This is a genomic window from Rhodococcus sp. Leaf233, from assembly GCF_001426165.1.
Lineage (GTDB): Bacteria > Actinomycetota > Actinomycetes > Mycobacteriales > Mycobacteriaceae > Rhodococcoides > Rhodococcoides fascians.
On sequence record NZ_LMRO01000001.1, the window covers coordinates 693,873 to 712,684 of the forward strand.

An 18,812-nucleotide genomic window follows, 5' to 3' on the forward strand; every position below is an offset into this window, starting at 1 on the left:
GGCACTTACCGGCGCTGGGCCTCACGAGTGGCCGGATGTACGGCAATCAGACCGAGGCCACGGCGACGCTTGCACAGGGACGCCAACTCCTCGTACGCAGCCTTGCCGAGCAGCTCGGTCAATTCCGGCTTGTACGACTCGAACACCTGCTTGGCTCCGACGTGCGCGTCGGGTGAGCCGGAGCAGTACCAGTGCAGATCGAGTCCGCCTTCGCCCCAACCGCGTCGGTCGTACTCGCCGATGGTGGTCTTGAGAATCTCGGAGCCGTCGGGCCGCGTCACCCAATCCTGGGTGCGCCTGATGGGCAACTGCCAGCACACGTCGGGCTTGACCTCGAGCGGCTCGATGCCCTTGCGCAGCGCCATCGAATGCAGTGCGCACCCGATGCCACCCTCGAACCCGGGTCGGTTCTGGAAGATGCACGCACCCTTGTAGCGGCGCGTACGCAAAGATTGTTCGTCGTCGAGATCGTCGTACTCGACGTATCCCTTCTTGCCCAGACCCTTGTCCATCAGCTGCCAGTCCTGCGGCGTGAGCAACTTCACCGACTCGTCGAGCTTGCGTTTGTCGTCCTCGTCGGACAGGAACGCGCCGTGCGAACAGCATCCGTCGTCGGGGCGACCCTCGACGGTGCCCTGGCAGGCGGGGGTACCGAAGACGCAGGTCCAGTTGGACAACAGCCACGTCAGATCGGCGGCAATGACATGTTCGGCATTGTCGGGGTCGGGAAACTCGACCCATTCTCGCGGGAAATCCAACTCGACCTCTGCAGCGAACGACTGCTGCTCACGACCTGCTGTCACAAACGACGACGGTAGACCCAGTACCGTGGGGTTGTGCGATTAGGGGTGCTCGACGTCGGTAGCAACACGGTGCATCTGCTCGTAGTGGACGCACACCGTGGCGCACACCCGACGCCGATGAGCTCGAGCAAGGCGACGTTGCGCCTGTCGGAGAACACCGACGCGTTCGGCAACATCACTCCTGCGGGTGCCGATCGGCTCGTCGACGAGGTGCGTGAGTTCGCCGCCATCGCCGCTCGGTCGGGTTGCAGTGAATTGATGGCGTTCGCCACCTCCGCGGTGCGCGACGCCTACAACTCCGACGACGTTCTCGCGCGGGTTCTCGCCGAGACCGGAGTGGCCCTGGAAACCCTGTCGGGCGTGGACGAGGCCAGATTGACGTTCCTGGCCGTGCGCCGCTGGTACGGCTGGAGCGCCGGGCGCATCCTCGGACTCGACATCGGCGGCGGATCGCTGGAACTGACCAGCGGCAGCGACGAGAATCCCGACGTGGCGTTCTCCCTGCAGCTCGGTGCCGGTCGCCTCACCCGGGACTGGCTCGACGAGGATCCTCCGGGAAAGCGTCGTATCGCCGTGCTTCGTGACTGGTTGGATGCCGAACTCGCGACACCGGCCAAGGAACTGTTGGCTGCGGGCGACGCGGACCGCGCGGTGGGAACGTCGAAGACATTTCGTTCGTTGGCTCGCTTGACCGGTGCTGCGCCTTCCGCGGCCGGTCCGCGAGTGACGAGAACGCTGACGGCGAGCGGTCTGAGGCAACTCATCGCGTTCATATCGCGGATGACGGCCGCCGACCGTGCAGAATTGGAAGGCATCAGTGCCGACAGGTCACCACAACTGGTGGCCGGGGCGCTGGTAGCGGAGGCGAGCATGCGGGCACTGTCGGTGGAGTCACTCGAGATCTGTCCGTGGGCGCTGAGGGAAGGTTTGATTTTGAGGAAGCTGGACACCGAAGCCGACGGCGATCTGGTGGTGAGTTCGAGATGAGCGACGCCAACCCGGAAGACACCGGGCAGATCTCGGTCGCCGAGTTGTTGGCCAGAAACGGCCAGAAGACCAACCTGACGGCAGGAGGGCGACGCCGGCGAGGCGTCAAGGGCGGCATCTCCGTGGCCGAACTGACCGGGGAGATTCCCGTCGTTCGTGACGAACCCGGCGACCGCAGCGCACCCGTCGTCGACGAGCCGCAGGACGAAGCTCCTGCTACCGCTGCGAACGAGCCCACGAGCAGTGCATCCGACGGCAACACGACCACGTCGTCCAGGCCGCAACCGGCCCGGCCCCAGAGCACCCGCCCGACCCCGTACCAACCGGCAGGCAAGCGCGACAAGCAGCAGCCCGAACCGGAACTGCTGTCGGGCTCCACGACCGTCGCCGGAGACCTGCTCAATCGATCTCACGACGACACCGCGCGCGGGTTGCGGCCCGCTGCTCCTGCCGCGCAGGGATCGGAGCGACGCCCGTACGGGTCGACCCAGGCCGAGCAGGGACGGGCCCGTCGATCGGCGGGATTCCAGCCGCCGCGTTCGACCGAATCCGCCGAACCCAAGACCGACGTCACCTCGCGTGCGCCGCTGGTGGAGAGCCCACATGCCGCTCTCGTCGAAGTGGACGACCTGGCGAAGACCGCGGTCACCCCGCGCGTCACGCGCGACAACGAGGTCGACGACAAGAAGACCGCCGACAAAAAGACCGCCGACAAGAAGATCGCTGACGAGAAGGCCACTGATGAATCGGCCGACGAGGCCGGCACTCAGGTCATACCCGAGGTAGTCGACCTCACGAAGCCGACCACCGACGACGACCCTGCCGACTCGACGACCGCCGACCCGAAGACCGCCGACACCGCGAGTACCGGCTCGCGTGCCGATCGACGCAAGTCGGCGAGTAGGGACAAGGCGAGCAAGGACATGGCGAGCAAGGACACGGCGAGCAAGGACAAAGCGCCGGTCAAGGGCAAGGGCGGCGCGGTTCGGCAGTGGCTGGTGCTCATCGGGCAGGCCGTGGTGTCGATCGTCGTCGGTGCGCTGCTGTTCAAGGGCTTCGAGCAGCTGTGGGACGTGTTGCCGTGGGTGGCGCTCGTGCTGTCGGTTCTGGTGATCGTGGGTCTCGTCGCGGTGGTGAGGATTCTCCGGCGTACCGACGATCTGGTCTCGATCGTCATTGCCATAGCCGTCGGTGTGTTCGTCACGCTCGGTCCGTTGGCCTTCCAGCTCAGTACCGGCTGAGTTTCGACAACGATGGCGGCGAAGCGAATCAAGGTCGGATTGTCCACGGCCTCGGTGTACCCGCAGAACACCGAGGCAGCGTTTCGCTACGCCGCCGATCTGGGTTACGACGGCGTCGAACTGATGGTGTGGGCCGAATCGATCAGTCAGAACGTCGATGCGGTGGCTGCGCTGTCACGTGAGTACTCGATACCGGTGCAGGCCATCCATGCGCCGTGTCTGCTGATCTCACAGCGGGTGTGGGGATCGGATCCGATCGTCAAACTGGCCCGGTCGGTCGAAGTGGCCGAGAAGCTGGGTTCGGCGACAGTCGTCGTGCATCCGCCGTTCCGCTGGCAGCGCAAGTACAGCGACGGATTCGCCGATCAGGTGGCGGAACTGGAATCGAACTCCCACGTCGTGGTCGCAGTGGAGAACATGTTCCCGATGCGTGCCGACAGATTCTTCGGGCGCAAGGAGAAATCCGCCCAGCGGCTGGAACGACGCGGAGGCCCGGGAGCGGCGCTGTCGGCGTTCTCGCCGTCGTACGACCCGACCGATGTCGGTCACGGCCACTACACACTCGACCTCTCGCACACCGCGACGGCGGGCTCCGACGCACTCGAGATGCTCGACCGTATGGGCGACGGGATAGCGCATCTGCATCTGGCCGACGGCCGCGGCGCGTCCGTGGACGAGCACCTGATCCCGGGGCACGGCAGCCAGCCCTGCGCCCAGGTCTGCACCGAACTGGTGCGGCGTGGATTCGACGGCCAAGCCGTCATCGAGATCAACACTCAGAATGCGCGCACGGTGCCCGAGCGTTCGTCGATGCTGGACCAGGCGCTGCAGTTCGCCCGCGCACACCTGTCCTGACTGCCGGTAAGTTGTCCGGAATGAGTTCCACCAGCCCGTTCCGGGCCGCAACCACACTGGTCCCACTCGACGTCTCCGCCGACACCGCGTCCTTCGCCGGTGCGATCGATTCCACCTGGACCATCGGCCCCAAAGTGCACGGCGGGGCGATGCTCGCCATCTGCGCGGCCGCGGCGCGTCAGCAGATCGTGCTGATCGACCCGGCCCAGGTCGAGATCCAGCCGCTGGCCGTCAGCGTCAGCTATCTGGCCGCGCCCGACCCAGGCGAAGTGGCGCTCACGACGATCGTGCGCAAGCGCGGCAGGCAGGTCTCGCACGTCGACGTCGAGCTGACTCAGGCCGGACGTGTCGCAGTGCGGGCGGTGGTCACCCTCGGTCGGCCCGACTCGGAGGAACCGAACCACGAAACCCCGTTGTCGCTGACGTCGATGGCCGCGGAGCCTCCTGCGGACACCCTCGCGGTGGCAGGCGATCACCCCATGGCGTCGATCGTGCACGTCGCCAAGGGCTGCGAGATGCGGATCGAACCGTCGTCGGCATCGTTTCTCACCGGTCAGCAGGGTGAGGCCGAAATTCGACTGTGGGTGCGCCCCTTCGCGGGCGACGAAGCCGACGCCGACACGTCGGTGCTCTTCGCGTTGATGGCAGGCGACATCTCGGCCCCGGTGACGATGAACCGCGGAATGTTCGGCTGGGCACCGACGGTCCAGCTGACGACATATCTGCGTCGCCGCCCGGCTCCGGGGTGGCTGCGAGTGGCAGCGACCAGCTCCGTCATCGGCAGCACCTGGTTCGAGGAGGACCACCTGATACTCGACTCGACCGGTGCGGTGGTGGTGCAGAGCCGACAGTTGGCGATGGTGCCGCGCTCGAACTGACATGGCAGGCTTGGCCGTATGACGAGAATTGCAGTGATCGGTGGCGGACGGATCGGCGAGGCATTGATTGCGGGACTCCTCGAGGCCGGTCATGCCGTGCGCGACCTCGTGGTCGCCGAGAAGTCCGAGCCGCGCGCCAAAGAGATCGCGAAGGACTTCGGAGTGCTGACCGCCAGTGTCGCCGACGCGGCCGAGGGAGCCGACGTCATCGTGCTGGCGGTCAAGCCGGCCGACGTCGAGGGCGCACTGAATCAGATCACCAAGATCGAGCTCGACGGTGACCGCGAACAACTCATCGTCTCGCTCGCCGCAGGCGTGCCCACCGCCAAGTTCGAGCCCAAGCTCCCCGCCGGATTCCCGGTCGTACGGGTCATGCCCAACACCCCCATGCTGGTAGGGGAGGGCGTCAGTGTGCTGGCCCCGGGAAAGTACGCCCGCGCCGAGCACCTCGAGCTCGTGCGCTCCATCCTGTCGGCCGTCGGCAAGGTCGTCGTCGTCAAGGAACATCAGCTCGATGCGGTGACGGCCGTGTCCGGGTCCGGTCCGGCCTATTTCTTCCTGGTCGCCGAGGCCATGATCGACGCGGGAGTGGGCCTGGGATTGAGCCGGGATGTCGCGTCTGCACTCGTCGCACAGACGATGGTGGGGTCGGGAGCGATGCTGGATCGCTCGGACGAGTCCGCCAGCGAGCTTCGGTACGCCGTGACCTCCCCGGGCGGAACGACCGCCGCGGCGGTGCGCGAATTGGAGCGAAACGGCCTCCGAGCTGCGTTTTTCGATGCTCTCGGTGCAGCCAACGCCCGATCGATTGAGATGGGCATCACAGCAGAATAAAAAATCTTTTCCCCACACCCGTCGCAGTAACCCCATCCGTCCCTATAGGCTCGGGGGCAGCACGTGCGTGTCTGTTCGGCAGGAGGGGAAGCCTGCCGCATGAGACGTGCCGGAGGTAAGTGGATTGATGGCGTCTATAAACAAGCCGTCCAAGGGTTCGTCCCCGGACGGTCAACCGGCTTTGGCCGGAACACAGTTCCTCACTGTCGCCGAGGTGGCGACTCTGATGAGAGTTTCGAAAATGACCGTGTACCGACTGGTGCACGGCGGAGAGCTGCCCGCGGTACGGGTGGGTCGATCTTTTCGTGTGCACGCCAAGGCGGTACACGACTATCTCGAGACCTCGTATTTCGACGCAGGCTAGTGCACGTAGCTAGGTCGTAAGACCGGGCCGGTTTCGTAAGTCACGGCTCACACCGGTAGGATTGGCGTTCGTCGTGCCAGCCAGCCGGTGTGCAGCCGTGGGCGAGTACGTGGCCCCAGCGCCAGCTCGGTGACCAAGGTTGTTGGCTCGAAGCCTTCGGGCTTGGTTGTCAGGTAGGCGTACGCAAACGGCGTGCGCGAAAACGCTAGAGAAGAACGTGAGGACACCCGCATGGGTTCAGTGATCAAGAAGCGTCGCAAGCGCATGTCGAAGAAGAAGCACCGCAAGCTGCTTCGTCGTACCCGCGTGCAGCGCAGGAAACTCGGCAAATAAGCCTGCCGTCATCTGCTTCACGGCCGAGCCCGTCACCATCGGTGGCGGGCTCTGCTCGTTCGAAGGCGAGTGGCACCTTTCCTCTCGGGACCTCCTTTCCTTCCAGGCCTCCTTTCCTTTCAGACCTCGCGGAAACCTGTCGATCCAGTAGGCTCGGCACGGGAGCCGAAGTTGGGGAGGCGCAGTGAGTCCGAGCGATCGTGGTGTTGCCGCGCCCCGGGTGGTGCTCGTGACCGGTGCCAGTCGATTCCTCGGCGGATACCTCGTCACCCGGCTCGCTCAGAACCCTCGCATCGAACGTGTCATCGCCGTCGACGAGAAATCTCCGAGCAAAGATCTGCTGCGACGTATGGGTCGCGCCGAATTCGTTCGTGCCGACATTCGAAACCCGTTGATCGGCAAGGTGATTCGTAACGCCGGCGTCGATACCGTCGTGCATGCGGCCACGGTCGCCAAGCCCCCGAAATCCGGCGGTCGCGCGACGATGAAAGACCTCAACGTCATCGGAGCCATGCAGCTGTTCGCGGTGTGCCAGAAGTCGCCGACCGTGGAGAAGGTGGTCCTGCGGTCGTCCTCCTCGGTATACGGATGCAGCGCCAAGGATCCGGTGAAATTCACCGAGGAGATGAGTGCCCGACGCCCACCGAGCGGCGCGTACGCCAAGGACACCATCGACATCGAGGGCTACATTCGCGGACTCGGTCGTCGTCGCCCGGATATCGCGGTATCGATCCTGCGTATGGCCCCACTGATCGGCCCGCGGCTCAACGGCACCATCTCGCGGTACATGACGTCACCGCTGATCCCGAGCATCGTCGGACGCGACGCGCGCATGCAGCTGTTGCACGAGGAAGACGCCCTTGCGGCCCTCGAACGCGCGACCATCGGCGGGCCTGCAGGCACGTTCAACATCGGTGCCGACGGCACCATCATGCTCTCGCAGGCGATTCGACGTGCCGGTCGAGTGCAGGTTCCGGTGCCGTTTCCACTGTTCAAGAGCGTGGGGCGGGCACTCATGGGCGGAATGATGCGCGAATTCACCACCGAGCAACTCGATTACTTCCATTTCGGTTGCGGGCTGGACACCACACGGATGCGGTCCGTGCTCGGGTTCGAGCCTCGGTGGACCACAGTCCAGGCGTTCGACGACTTCGTGCGCGGCGCGGCTCTTCGGCCGGTCGTCCGAACCGAATGGGTCGACGCGATCGAGAATCGGCTGCTCGGGGCCGTCGACACGGGGGCGTCCGCGGCGCGCGTACTGGCCTCGCTCGGCAGTGCCGACACGGCGCGAGAATCCGGAGCGGACAGGTGAGCGACGTGGCCAAAGTCATTCCCTTGCACGGCGGCGCGTCCGCCCGGTCCGCCCGCGCAGCGCAGGGTTCACGCGAGCGGCACCCATCGGCCTACGCCGATCCACGTGAGCCGACGCCGCTGGTGGACCCGACCCCCGCCGCTTCTGCGGCCACGATCGCCGCAGAAGCGGCACCCGTGCTGTCGATGATCGACGACACCAAGACCGCGATCGTCGACCAGATCTCCTCGGTCGCCGAGTTCGTGCGTCGACGCCTGGCCGGCGACTACAGCGTCGACGAGTTCGGCTACGACCCGCACTTCGCCGATGCCGTCTGGCTGCCGCTGCTGCGTCCGCTGTTCGACAAGTGGTTCCGCGTCGAGGTCAAGGGCATCGAGAACATCCCCGCTGAGGGAGGTGCGCTCGTCGTGGCCAACCACGCCGGAGTCGTACCGGTCGACGCGCTGATGACGTCGGTTGCCGTGCGCGATCATCACCCTGCCCACCGGCCGTTGCGAATGTTGGCTGCCGACATGGCATTCGAGATGCCCGGCGTCGGCACGATCGCCCGCAAGGCCGGGCATACGTTGGCGTGCAATCCCGACGCGGAGCGGCTGCTGCGCACCGGGGAAGTTGCCGCCGTGTTCCCGGAGGGCTTCAAGGGCATCGGCAAACCGTTCAGCGAGCGGTACAAGTTGCAGCGGTTCGGCCGCGGCGGCTTCGTCTCGGCTGCGCTGCGAACGGGTGCGCCGATCATTCCGTGCTCCATCGTCGGATCCGAGGAGATTTACCCGAAGATCGGCGACATCGCCCCGCTGGCACGACTGATGGGGATGCCGTACTTCCCGGTGACACCGTTCTTCCCGCACCTCGGGCCGCTGGGCCTGATTCCGTTGCCGTCGAAGTGGTACATCGAGTTCGGCAAGCCCATCCACACCGACTCCTACGACGCCACCGCGTTCGAGGATCCGATGGTGCTCTTCGAGCTGACCGACCACGTGCGCGAAACCATTCAGCACACGTTGTACCGACTGCTTGCCAAGAGACGCAACGTCTTTCTCGGATAGCTCGGGTTATCCTCTGCCAGTGCATATTCGCGACACCACGGTAGAAGACCTCCCCGACATTCTCGACATCCACAACGATGCGGTCGCCAACACCACCGCCATCTGGGACGAGGAACAGGTGGACCTCGCCGATCGCACAGCGTGGTTCGAGGGACGGATCGCTGCCGGGTACCCGGTACTCACCGCGGAGGTCGACGGCCGGGTCGCCGGCTACGCGTCGTACGGCCAGTGGCGAGTCAAGAGCGGCTACCGGCACTCGGTGGAACATTCGGTGTACATCCACCGCAACTTCTATCGCCGCGGCCTGGCCAGTGCCCTGCTGAGCGAATTGATCGACCGGGCCCGAGGCTGCGACGTCCACGTGTTGGTGGGGTTCATCGAATCCGAGAACACCACGTCCATCGCACTGCACGAGAAGTTCGGCTTCGTTCGCGTCGGACAGATGCCGGAGGTGGGGGTCAAGTTCGGGCGCTGGCTGGACCTGACCCTGATGCAACTGACGCTCTGACCCGACGGACGGGCGAGGTCAGGCCTTGCGGCGACCGATCACCGCGGCGAGACCGCCGCCCACCGCGCCCAGGGCCAGCGCAGTGGGAACACCGATCTTGGCGGCCTTGCGTCCGGTGCGATAGTCGCGAATCTCCCAGCCGCGGTTCTTCGCCAGCTCACGCAGGTCCGGATCGGGGTTGATCGCGACGGCAGTACCGACGAGGGACAGCATCGGCACGTCGTTGTGGCTGTCCGAATACGCGGTGCACCGCTTGAGGTTGAGGCCTTCTCGTACGGCCAACGACCGCACCGCATGAGCTTTGCCGATGCCGTGCAGGATGTCGCCGACGAGACGGCCGGTGAAGACGCCGTCCTTACTCTCGGCGACAGTTCCCAGCGCGCCCGTCAGGCCCAGCCGCTTCGCGATGATCTGCGCCAGTTCGAGGGGAGTGGCGGTGACCAGCCACACCTGCTGACCTGCGTCGAGGTGCATCTGGGCGAGGGCACGGGTGCCCGCCCAGATCTTGTCGGCGATCATCTCGTCGTAGATTTCCTCGCCGAGCCGGCTCAGCTCGGCAGTGGGGCGACCAGTTATGAACGAGAGCGCCTTCTCGCGGCCACTGGCCACGTCCTCGCTGTTCTCCTTGCCGCTGACCCTGAATTTGACTTGCTGCCAAGCGAATTGGGCGACGTCGCCCGTGGTGAAGTACTTTCGGGCGGCGAGCCCGCGCGCGAAGTGGATGATCGACGCGCCCTGCACCATGGTGTTGTCCACGTCGAAGAAGGCGGCTGCGGTCAGATCGCGGGGAACCGCTCCCTCGGACTCGACCTGCAGGGCGAGAGCGGCATCGGCGCTCGCTTCACCCGCGACGTTGGCGCGTACCTCCGCATCGGACGGGCCGAACGGATTGCGAATCCGGCGAATACGCCGCTTGCGCTGCTTGTCCCCGTCCGGATCGTTCGTGTCGACCATGTCGACATCGGGCGTGTCCTCGATCGGCAGGTCTGTGCCCCCGTCAGTCACCACGTCCACCTCCCTCGCCAGTACGTCACTCGCAGCCTAATGCGTGCGTCCGACACGAGCGTCGCACGACGGCACCTACCGACGATGAACAGTTCCCGACGCACCGCGCAGCTGTGACCTTCGTCTCTGTTGCCGGCATGTCAGAGTGGACGGATGGAAACGACTCCGTCCGGCGTGGCACTTCTCACCCGCGCAGGTTGCCATTCCTGCACCCACGCGTCCGCGGTGCTCCACGAGGTGTGCGCCGAATTCGGCGTCGCCGTGACGGTCATCGACGTGGACGAGGCCGCGGCCGAATCGCCTGACCTGCGCGCGGAGTACGGCGACCGAGTGCCCGTGGTGCTACTCGACGGTGTCGAGCACAGTTACTGGGAGGTCGACGTGCCCCGATTGCGGGCCGATCTGGGCCGGGCAGGGCACCCTAAGAACGTGTGATTGCTCTCCGTGTGCAGGTGAGGGCCGGTATGCGCAACTTTGTTCATTCGTTCACAAGCAGTTACCGTGGTGTGAACAGCATTCGTGAAATAGACACGAACGCAGGATCAGCGTGAAGACCGGCATCGACGCCGTTCGGACGAGGAGCCCCAGACGTGACCGAAGAGCGCCCGTCGCCCAGCGGCGTAGAGCGGGTCATCCCTCAGGCTACGGTCACTCGTCTGGCGACATACCTGCGGGTCCTCTCGATCCTTGCAGACGAAGGCGTTCTCATCGTCTCGAGTGAAGAGCTTGCCACCGCAGCAGGCGTCGGATCTGCGAAATTGCGCAAAGATCTCTCGTTCCTCGGACCCAACGGTGTGCGCGGAGTCGGTTACGACGTCGCGCGCCTGCGCGCCAAGATCGACAGTGCTCTCGGGCTCGACCGTGGCCACCGCGTCGTACTGGCCGGTGTGGGCAACCTCGGTCAGGCCCTCGCCGGATACGGCGGTTTCGCACGTCGCGGATTCACCATGGTCGGCCTGTTCGACAACGACCCCGCGCGAGTCGGCACCGAGGTCGAGGGACTCACCGTTCGGCATATCGACGAGCTCGAAGACGCCTGCCGCGAACTCGAGGCGACCATCGGTGTCATCGCCACTCCCGACGAGGCCGTCCACCAGGTGGCGGGCCGGTTCGTTTCGGGCGGAGTCGAGTGCATCCTGAGTTTCTCGCCGATGGTGCTCGACGTCCCCGACCACGTCGAGGTACGCCGAGTCGACCTGGCCGTCGAGATGCAGGTTCTGTCCTTCAACAGCTCCCGCAACGTGTCCGGGCCGACGATCGTGACAGCCCCGGTGCCGACGCCCGTGTCGGCGTCACCACTGCCCTCCACCTCGCGTCTGGGTCGCAGTCACGGCCCGCGCATCGCCGGTAATCCAAGCCCAGTCAACAGTTCGACAAGAAACGGATCGGTGATTGCACCGTGAGTGTCCTTCTCGTCGGGATATCGCACCGTAGCGCTCCCGTCGCAGTCCTCGAGCGTGTCGCCATCACGGACACCGATCGCCCGAAACTGACCGACAAACTGATGGCCAGCGGAAACATCTCCGAGGTCATGGTGGTCTCCACGTGCAACCGCGTCGAGATCTACGCGGTCGTCGACGCGTTCCACGGCGCACTGACCGCCGTCGGCGAAGTTCTCGGTGAGCACTCCGGCCTCGAAATCGCCGACCTGACCAAGCACGCCTACGTTCGGTACAGCGAGGCAGCCGTCGAGCACCTGTTCGCCGTGGCCAGTGGCCTGGACTCGATGGTCATCGGAGAGCAGCAGATCCTCGGCCAGATTCGATCGGCCTACGCCGCCTCGGACGGTCAGCAGGCATCGGGCCGCGTCATGCACGAACTCGCGCAGCAGGCTCTGCGAGTCGGCAAGCGCGTGCACAGCGAAACCGGCATCGACGCCGCCGGAGCCTCGGTGGTGTCCGTCGCTCTCGACCGCGCCGCAGACGTGTTCGGCGGCTCGCTCCGCGGCCGCACCGCGGTGGTCCTCGGCGCAGGAGCGATGGGCGGACTCGCCGTCGCACACCTGGGCCGCGCCGGAATCGACTCGCTGACCGTCGTCAACCGCACCCGCGAACGAGCCGACCACCTGGCCGAAAACGCCGTCTCGAACGGAATCACCGCCTCCTCGGTCGCGCTCGAGAACCTGGCCGACGCAGTGGCCGCCGCCGACATCCTCGTCACCTGTACCGGTGCGGTGGGGGCCGTCGTCTCCATCGCCGACGCCCACCTCGCACTCGCCCGCCGCGACGCAGACCGGCCGCTCGTGATCTGCGACCTGGGACTGCCGCGCGACGTCGACCCGGCCGTCTCCGGTCTGCCGGGCATCACCGTCTTCGACATGGAATCCCTGCAGCGCGACCCCGCTGCCGGAGCTGCCGCGAACGACGCGTCGGCCGCGCGCGAGATCGTTTCCAACGAGCTCTCGGGTTACCTTGCGGGACAACGACTTGCCGAGGTCACCCCCACCGTCACAGCGCTGCGTCAGCGCGCCGCCGAGGTGGTCGAGGGGGAACTGCTGCGGCTCGAGTCGCGGCTGCCCGGGCTCGACTCCCCGCAGCGTGACGAAGTGGCCCGCACCGTGCGCCGCGTCGTCGACAAGTTGCTGCATTCACCGACGGTGCGCGTCAAGCAGCTCGCCAGCACTCCCGGCGGAGATTCCTATGCTGCGGCGCTGCGCGAATTGTTCGAGCTCAGCCCTGGTTCGGTCGAGGCCGTGGCGACTCCGATGGAAATCGGTTCCCTGGAGTTGGTCGACGACTTCACGGCAAGCCGTACCGATCTTCGCCCCGGAACCACCGCCGAGGGTGATCAGGAATGACCGGCGTCGTCAAGATCGGTACTCGCGGAAGCCTTCTCGCGACCACTCAGGCCGATACGGTTCGGGTGGCTCTCGCTGCGGCGGGAGTCGAAGCCGAACTGGTGATCGTCAAGACCGCAGGCGACCTGTCGGCAGCACCGGTGCAGACCATCGGCGTCGGGGTGTTCACCGCGGCGTTGCGTGAGGCCCTGGCCGACGGCACCGTCGACATCGCCGTGCACTCGTACAAGGATCTGCCGACCGCCGCCGACGAGCGCTTCACCATCGCTGCCATTCCGGCGCGTGAAGATCCCCGCGATGCACTGGTGGCCCGCGACGGGCTCGTGCTCGGTGAGCTGCCGGCCGACGCGAAGGTGGGTACTTCCGCGCCTCGCCGGATTGCTCAATTGCGTGCTCTCGGACAGGGATTGGACGTTCGACCCCTGCGCGGCAACCTCGACACCCGCATCGGCAAGGTGGCCTCGGGTGAGCTCGACGCCGTCATCGTCGCGCGGGCGGGACTGGCCCGTATCGGCAGGTTGGACGTCGTCACCGAAGCGCTCGATCCGGTGCAGTTGCTGCCGGCTCCCGCACAGGGTGCACTGGCCGTCGAATGCCGCAGTGGCGACACCGATCTCGCCGCCTCCATCGCCACACTGGACGATGCACATTCGCGGGCGGCAGTGGCCGCCGAACGCGGACTGCTCGCCGAACTCGAAGCCGGCTGCACCGCGCCGGTGGGTGCGATCGCCGAGGTCGTCGAGTCCATCGACGAGGACGGCCGCATCTTCGACGAGTTGTCGCTTCGCGGCTGCGTCGCGGCCATCGACGGCAGCGACACCATTCGCGCGTCGATCGTCGGGTCACCCGACCGGGCCGAGGAACTGGGCCGCGAACTGGCCCGCGAACTACTCGACCTCGGTGCACGGGAACTCGTTTCGGTCACCGAACCAGCACAGGGCGGATCTCATGTCTAGGGCAATAACGGCACCCGTTCGCGGACGCGCCAAACGCGCGGCGACCCGTCCCGTAGTGCGAAGAGAGTCGATCGCCACTGCCCGGCTGATTCCCAAACGGGGCACCGCAACCCCGATAGAACTGCAGTACCCATACAAGACAGCACTGGAGAACAACCGATGAGCCCAGTCCGCAAGAACACCAACGGGCGGATCCTGTTCGTGGGATCCGGGCCCGGTGACCCGGCTCTGCTCACGGTCCGGGCACGGGAAGTGCTCGGAGCGGCCGAGCTCGCTTTCACCGATCCCGACGTCGACAAGGGTGTCACCGCTCTCGTCGGTGCCGACGTCCCTCGCGACGCCGAGACGGGTGAGAACGGGGTCGAGGTGCGCCCGGCACTGGGTGAGCCCGCCGAGGTCGCCAAAACCCTTCTCGCCGAAGCCAAGAACGGCCACGATGTGGTGCGTCTGGTCTCGGGAGATCCGCTGACCACCGACTCGGTGATCGCCGAGGTCAGTGCCGTGGCCCGCACTCACGTGCCGTTCGAGGTGCTGCCCGGTCTGCCTTCGGGCTCCGCGGTACCCAGTTACGCAGGCATGGCACTCGGCTCCGGCCACACCGAAGCGGACGTTCGCGGCGAGGTCGACTGGGCTGCACTCGCGGCTGCTCCCGGCCCGCTGGTGTTGCACGCCACGGCGGGGCACCTGGCCGAAACCGCCAGTGCCCTCGTCGAACACGGCCTGGCACCGCAGACACCTGCAGCCATCACCGTGCGCGGCACCACCCGTCAGCAGCGCACCGTCGAGGCCACACTGGCCACCCTCAACGACGCGGGATCCGAGCTCGTCGGATCTCTGGTGGTCACCGTCGGCAAGGTCGTCTCCGGACGAAACAAGATGTCCTGGTGGGAGTCTCGCGCACTGTACGGCTGGACCGTGCTGGTGCCGCGCACCAAGGACCAGGCCGGCGAGATGAGCGATCGCCTCGTCACCCACGGGGCCATCCCCATCGAAGTTCCGACCATCGCCGTCGAGCCCCCGCGCAGCCCGGCTCAGATGGAACGGTCCGTCAAGGGCCTGGTCGACGGCCGCTACCAGTGGGTCGTGTTCACCTCGACCAACGCCGTTCGCGCGGTGTGGGAGAAGTTCGAGGAATTCGGCCTGGACGCGCGTGCGTTCTCCGGCGTCAAGATCGCCTGTGTCGGTGAGGCAACCGCGGCCAAGGTGCGCTCGTTCGGCATCAATCCCGAACTCGTTCCGTCGGGGGAGCAGAGCTCGCTCGGACTGCTCGAGGACTTCCCGCCGTACGACGAGGTCTTCGACCCGGTCAATCGAGTTCTGTTGCCGCGCGCCGACATTGCTACCGAGACGCTCGCCGAAGGGCTGCGCGAACGCGGCTGGGAGATCGACGACGTCACGGCCTACCGCACCGTCCGGGCAGCGCCGCCCCCCGCCGAGACCCGCGAGATGATCAAGACCGGTGGATTCGACGCGGTGTGCTTCACCTCGAGCTCCACCGTGCGGAACCTGGTCGGCATCGCAGGTAAGCCGCATGCTCGCACGCTCGTCGCGTGCATCGGCCCGAAGACCGCCGAGACGGCCGTCGAGTTCGGTCTGCGCGTGGACGTGCAGCCGGAGTCGGCTCAGGTCGGACCGCTGGTCGAGGCACTGGCAGAACACGCGGCTCGGCTGCGAGCCGAGGGTGCACTGCCGCCACCGCGCAAGAAGTCACGCAGGCGGTAAGAAGTCACACAGGCGCTGATGCGCCTCGTGCGCGTTGTGCGTAGCTCTGGCCACACACAACGCGCACGACGAACCAAGTGAGGCAGGTTCGCTTGTTCCCCACCGACCGTCCCCGACGCCTTCGCCGCACTCCGGCACTGCGCCGCCTCGTGGCCGAAACGTCTCTGCAGCCACGGCATCTGGTGTTGCCGATGTTCGTCGCCGACGGCATCTCCGAGCCCCGCGCGATCAGCTCGATGCCCGGAGTGTTCCAGCACACGCTGGACTCGCTGAGCAGGGCCGCCGAGGAAGCAGTCGCAGCCGGTGTCGGCGGCGTGATGTTGTTCGGTGTCCCCAAGGTCGAGGACAAGGACGAGAACGGTTCGGGGGCAACGGATCCCGACGGGATCCTCAACCGGGGCCTGGCCCGTCTGAAAGCCGATCTCGGTGACTCGACGGTCATCATGGCCGACACCTGCCTCGACGAGTTCACCTCGCACGGCCACTGCGGTGTGCTGAGCGAGAACGGCTCGATCGACAACGACGCGACGTTGCTGCGCTACGTCGACATGGCCGTCGCGCAGGCGGAATCCGGAGCGCATCTGCTCGGGCCGAGCGGCATGATGGACGGCCAGGTCGGTGCCATTCGTGCTGGACTCGATGCGGCCGGCCACGTCGAGGTGGGGCAGCTGGCGTATTCGGCGAAGTACGCGTCTGCGTTCTACGGACCGTTTCGTGAAGCGGTCGGCTCGTCGCTGCAGGGCGACCGTCGTACGTATCAGCAGGACGCGGCCAACCGCCGTGAGGCGACCCACGAGGTCGAGCTCGATCTTGCCGAGGGTGCCGACATGGTGATGGTCAAGCCGGCGATGTCGTATCTGGACATTCTCCGCGACGTGGCCGAGATGTCACCGGTTCCGGTTGCGGCGTACCAGATTTCGGGGGAGTATGCCATGATCACCGCCGCTGCCCAGAACGGGTGGATCGACCGGGACGCCGCGGTCCTCGAATCGCTCGTCGGCATCAGGCGCGCCGGTGCAGATGTCGTACTGACCTACTGGGCAACCGAAGTGGCGGGCTGGCTGTGAACGATTTTCCTCCGAGCAACAACGCGGACGGTAACAATCCTGACAGCAACGTGCCGAACAATCCTCCGTTGCAACCGGACTGGCAGCGCTGGGAGCTCGAACACGGCTTCCCTCAGTCCGGTCCCGAGCTCGAGCCGTCCGCTCGCCCGGCACCGGTGGATGTGGAGACTGCCCGGCACCTGTGGTGGGGAGTTGCGCTGATCGGTGCGATCTCGGCGCTGTACTCGGTGTGGACGCTGTTCGGCGCACGCGCGGAATTCGCGCAGTCTCTGCTCGACGACCTCGCAGCACAGGGTGCGGCGGCGGACATGACCGTCGAGTCCACGCAGTCGATGGTGACGGTGATGCTCGTCGTGACGCTGTTCGTCGTCGTGGGATTCGGTGCCCTGTTCCTGTTCTGGGTGAAGCGGATGCGTGCCGGCAAGATGTGGGCGCGCATGCTGCTGACCGTCATCGGCTCGATCACCGTGTTCACCACGATTCTCGACCTGTTCGCGATCGCATCGAGTACCGGTGCGATGAACATCGTCATGAGCGTGCTGAGCATCGGCCAAGGTGTGCTCGCTGCGGGTGCGATCTACCTGATGCACCGCAAGGAATCCAACGAGTACTTCCTGTCCTCGCGGAAGCGCTGATTTCGAGCGTGTTCCGCGCGCCGAGCCCGGCGGTGTGACTACCATCACTTTCGATAAACGTATCGAGTGATCGGATCGAACATGGCAGAGAACATTCCGGTGCCGCCCAGTCGTGCCCTCCCGGAGTCGATCGCGGCGGCCGAGAGCAACGCGTGTCCCGCCGAGAACGGCAGGCCCGGGTGGGCATTGCTCGGTCTGCTGCTCGCCGTGTCGGCGGCCATCGCCATCATGGCGCTGGGAATCTCTGCCGGCTGAACTCCGTGCCACCGCGCGGTGGCAGTATGTCGAGCGTGAGTGCTGACATTGACGAATCGATGGTTCGTCCCCGGGTGGTCTCCACCGCGTACTGGTTGTGGTTGGCGTCGGCAGTGATGCTGATCGTCGTCTGCATGATCGCGCTCACGTTGCCCGTCGATCAGATCCGCGCGTCGTTCACCGACGGCGGTGCGAGCGACGAACAGATCGACTCTTTTCTGACCGTGTTCCGAGGTCTCGGTGTCATCTTCGGCGTGGTCGGCCTGGCAGTGGGGCTGATGTCGGGCCCCGTCCGAGGTGGCGACCGACGGTTCCGACGGGCGTTGGTGGCGCTGTCCGGGGCCACCGCGCTGCTCTTGACCTTCGCCGCGCTGGTCTTCCCGTTCGTGTTGCTGATCATCACGATCGCACTGGTCGTAGCATCGGTGCTGGTGTATCGCCCGTCGGCGCGAGAGTGGTTCGTTCGTGAGCAATGATCTCGGCGGCACCGACCCCGTTCTGTTCCACGAGCCCGGTGGCCGTTGGCGCGCCCTGCTGTGGGGCCCCGCGTTCTGTCTGGTGGTGCTCGCAGTCGAGCTGGCGTCGGGACCGGTGATTCACTGGTTCGCCCTGGCGCTGTTCTCGCTCATTCTCGTCGGACTGACCTACGTACAGCTCCGCGCGGCCCGGATGCATGTCAGCGTCGAGCTGACCACCCGGCAGCTGCGCCAGGGGACCGAGACCGTCGACGTCGCCGAGATCACGGAGATCTTCCCGCCTGCCGAGTACGAGGACGGCGAATACGAGCCGAAGAAGTGGGAAACCGCACGCGTTCTCGGTGAGCTCTCGGGGGTGCCGCGCAAACGGCACGGCATCGGGCTGCGACTGGTCGGCGGCGGACTGGTGCAAGCGTGGGCAAAGGACGACGACGGTCTACGCGCCGCACTCGAGACGGCGAAGCAGGAGTACGTGTGAGGAAGTCCGTCGGCTGGGTGGAACTCGTCCTCGCTGTGGTCGCCGTGATCTGCGCGGTGGTGTGCTGGAAGGCAGGCGTACGCACCACCGAATTCGCCGCCGTTCCCGACGTGTCTCCGGCGTACACGGGCACGTACTACTCGGGGTCGTGGATTGCGGTCGCCGCCCTGGCGGTGATCGTCGGGGGACTGGTTGCCATCGATGGCGTCCGTCGCCTGCTGACGGTCGAACCTTCCCATACCGGGTAGGGGTATGATCGA

23 protein-coding genes are annotated in these 18,812 nt (G+C 66.0%); 21 read left to right on the top strand and 2 right to left on the bottom strand.

From position 1 onward, the window contains the following. Positions 1 to 5: 5 nt before the first annotated feature. The gene (locus tag ASH04_RS03415) at positions 6 to 803 is read right to left on the bottom strand and encodes a hypothetical protein (RefSeq protein WP_027498360.1); all 798 of its coding nucleotides are present in this window, start codon (positions 801 to 803) and stop codon (positions 6 to 8) included. Positions 804 to 836: 33 nt separating this feature from the next. Between ASH04_RS03415 and ASH04_RS03420 the strand changes: the two genes are divergently transcribed. The 10 genes from ASH04_RS03420 (at position 837) to ASH04_RS03460 (ending at position 9,161) form a co-directional block, all read left to right on the top strand. Beyond that, entirely contained in the window at positions 837 to 1,790 is a 954-nt protein-coding gene (locus tag ASH04_RS03420) for a Ppx/GppA phosphatase family protein (protein WP_057472732.1), read from the top strand. After that, positions 1,787 to 3,031 carry a hypothetical protein gene (locus ASH04_RS03425; RefSeq protein ID WP_057472733.1) on the top strand — a complete coding sequence of 415 codons (1,245 nt, stop codon included), beginning with the start codon at positions 1,787 to 1,789 and terminating at the stop codon, positions 3,029 to 3,031. The genes ASH04_RS03420 and ASH04_RS03425 overlap by 4 nt, the downstream gene beginning before the upstream one ends. A gap of 12 nt (positions 3,032 to 3,043) precedes the next feature. Beyond that, entirely contained in the window at positions 3,044 to 3,886 is an 843-nt protein-coding gene (locus ASH04_RS03430; protein WP_032365210.1) for a sugar phosphate isomerase/epimerase family protein, read from the top strand. Positions 3,887 to 3,906: 20 nt separating this feature from the next. After that, complete coding sequence (locus ASH04_RS03435; protein ID WP_032369773.1) at positions 3,907 to 4,764, top strand: thioesterase family protein; 858 nt, start codon at positions 3,907 to 3,909, stop codon at positions 4,762 to 4,764. 18 nt (positions 4,765 to 4,782) lie between these two features. Then, positions 4,783 to 5,598, top strand: a complete 816-nt coding sequence (proC, locus tag ASH04_RS03440; RefSeq protein ID WP_027498355.1) for a pyrroline-5-carboxylate reductase — start codon at positions 4,783 to 4,785, stop codon at positions 5,596 to 5,598. Between the two features lie 127 nt (positions 5,599 to 5,725). Continuing rightward, positions 5,726 to 5,962, top strand: coding sequence for a helix-turn-helix domain-containing protein (locus tag ASH04_RS03445; protein ID WP_008713658.1), 237 nt, complete (start codon positions 5,726 to 5,728; stop codon positions 5,960 to 5,962). Between the two features lie 231 nt (positions 5,963 to 6,193). Next, on the top strand, positions 6,194 to 6,295 hold the full coding sequence (locus tag ASH04_RS26025) for a 30S ribosomal protein bS22 (RefSeq protein ID WP_003402602.1): 102 nt from the start codon (positions 6,194 to 6,196) through the stop codon (positions 6,293 to 6,295). Between the two features lie 184 nt (positions 6,296 to 6,479). Further along, entirely contained in the window at positions 6,480 to 7,607 is a 1,128-nt protein-coding gene (locus ASH04_RS03450) for an NAD-dependent epimerase/dehydratase family protein (RefSeq protein ID WP_228139283.1), read from the top strand. Further along, positions 7,604 to 8,653 (top strand): lysophospholipid acyltransferase family protein, encoded by a 1,050-nt coding sequence (locus ASH04_RS03455; protein WP_027498354.1) that lies wholly within the window; start codon positions 7,604 to 7,606, stop codon positions 8,651 to 8,653. The genes ASH04_RS03450 and ASH04_RS03455 overlap by 4 nt, the downstream gene beginning before the upstream one ends. Before the next feature lie 19 nt (positions 8,654 to 8,672). After that, complete coding sequence (locus ASH04_RS03460) at positions 8,673 to 9,161, top strand: GNAT family N-acetyltransferase (RefSeq protein ID WP_057472734.1); 489 nt, start codon at positions 8,673 to 8,675, stop codon at positions 9,159 to 9,161. Between the two features lie 18 nt (positions 9,162 to 9,179). Here the strand turns inward: ASH04_RS03460 and ASH04_RS03465 are convergent, their stop codons facing one another. Next, on the bottom strand, positions 9,180 to 10,115 hold the full coding sequence (locus ASH04_RS03465; RefSeq protein ID WP_045840673.1) for an HAD family hydrolase: 936 nt from the start codon (positions 10,113 to 10,115) through the stop codon (positions 9,180 to 9,182). Between the two features lie 204 nt (positions 10,116 to 10,319). Here ASH04_RS03465 and ASH04_RS03470 point away from each other — a divergent pair, with 204 nt between their 5' ends. From ASH04_RS03470 to ASH04_RS03520, 11 genes are all read left to right on the top strand, one after another. Continuing rightward, positions 10,320 to 10,601, top strand: coding sequence for a glutaredoxin family protein (locus ASH04_RS03470; RefSeq protein WP_027498351.1), 282 nt, complete (start codon positions 10,320 to 10,322; stop codon positions 10,599 to 10,601). A 155-nt stretch (positions 10,602 to 10,756) separates the two neighbouring features. After that, positions 10,757 to 11,569 (top strand): redox-sensing transcriptional repressor Rex, encoded by an 813-nt coding sequence (locus ASH04_RS03475; protein WP_027498350.1) that lies wholly within the window; start codon positions 10,757 to 10,759, stop codon positions 11,567 to 11,569. Continuing rightward, positions 11,566 to 12,963, top strand: coding sequence for a glutamyl-tRNA reductase (locus ASH04_RS03480; protein WP_032365215.1), 1,398 nt, complete (start codon positions 11,566 to 11,568; stop codon positions 12,961 to 12,963). Before ASH04_RS03475 ends, ASH04_RS03480 begins: the two co-directional genes overlap by 4 nt. Beyond that, positions 12,960 to 13,919, top strand: coding sequence for a hydroxymethylbilane synthase (gene hemC / locus ASH04_RS03485; protein ID WP_027498348.1), 960 nt, complete (start codon positions 12,960 to 12,962; stop codon positions 13,917 to 13,919). Before ASH04_RS03480 ends, hemC begins: the two co-directional genes overlap by 4 nt. Before the next feature lie 159 nt (positions 13,920 to 14,078). Next, complete coding sequence (locus tag ASH04_RS03490; RefSeq protein ID WP_027498347.1) at positions 14,079 to 15,641, top strand: uroporphyrinogen-III synthase; 1,563 nt, start codon at positions 14,079 to 14,081, stop codon at positions 15,639 to 15,641. Between the two features lie 92 nt (positions 15,642 to 15,733). Beyond that, complete coding sequence (gene hemB, locus ASH04_RS03495) at positions 15,734 to 16,708, top strand: porphobilinogen synthase (RefSeq protein WP_027498346.1); 975 nt, start codon at positions 15,734 to 15,736, stop codon at positions 16,706 to 16,708. Beyond that, a complete protein-coding gene (locus tag ASH04_RS03500; RefSeq protein ID WP_235579914.1) occupies positions 16,705 to 17,343 on the top strand; it encodes a hypothetical protein in 639 nt (212 codons plus the stop codon). The genes hemB and ASH04_RS03500 overlap by 4 nt, the downstream gene beginning before the upstream one ends. An 81-nt stretch (positions 17,344 to 17,424) precedes the next feature. Next, a complete protein-coding gene (locus ASH04_RS03505) occupies positions 17,425 to 17,598 on the top strand; it encodes a hypothetical protein (protein WP_155288423.1) in 174 nt (57 codons plus the stop codon). Positions 17,599 to 17,633: 35 nt separating this feature from the next. After that, a complete protein-coding gene (locus ASH04_RS03510) occupies positions 17,634 to 18,074 on the top strand; it encodes a hypothetical protein (RefSeq protein ID WP_027498344.1) in 441 nt (146 codons plus the stop codon). Continuing rightward, complete coding sequence (locus ASH04_RS03515; protein ID WP_027498343.1) at positions 18,064 to 18,552, top strand: hypothetical protein; 489 nt, start codon at positions 18,064 to 18,066, stop codon at positions 18,550 to 18,552. The genes ASH04_RS03510 and ASH04_RS03515 overlap by 11 nt, the downstream gene beginning before the upstream one ends. Next, positions 18,549 to 18,800, top strand: a complete 252-nt coding sequence (locus ASH04_RS03520; RefSeq protein ID WP_235579915.1) for a hypothetical protein — start codon at positions 18,549 to 18,551, stop codon at positions 18,798 to 18,800. The genes ASH04_RS03515 and ASH04_RS03520 overlap by 4 nt, the downstream gene beginning before the upstream one ends. The last annotated feature ends 12 nt before the right edge of the window (positions 18,801 to 18,812 follow it).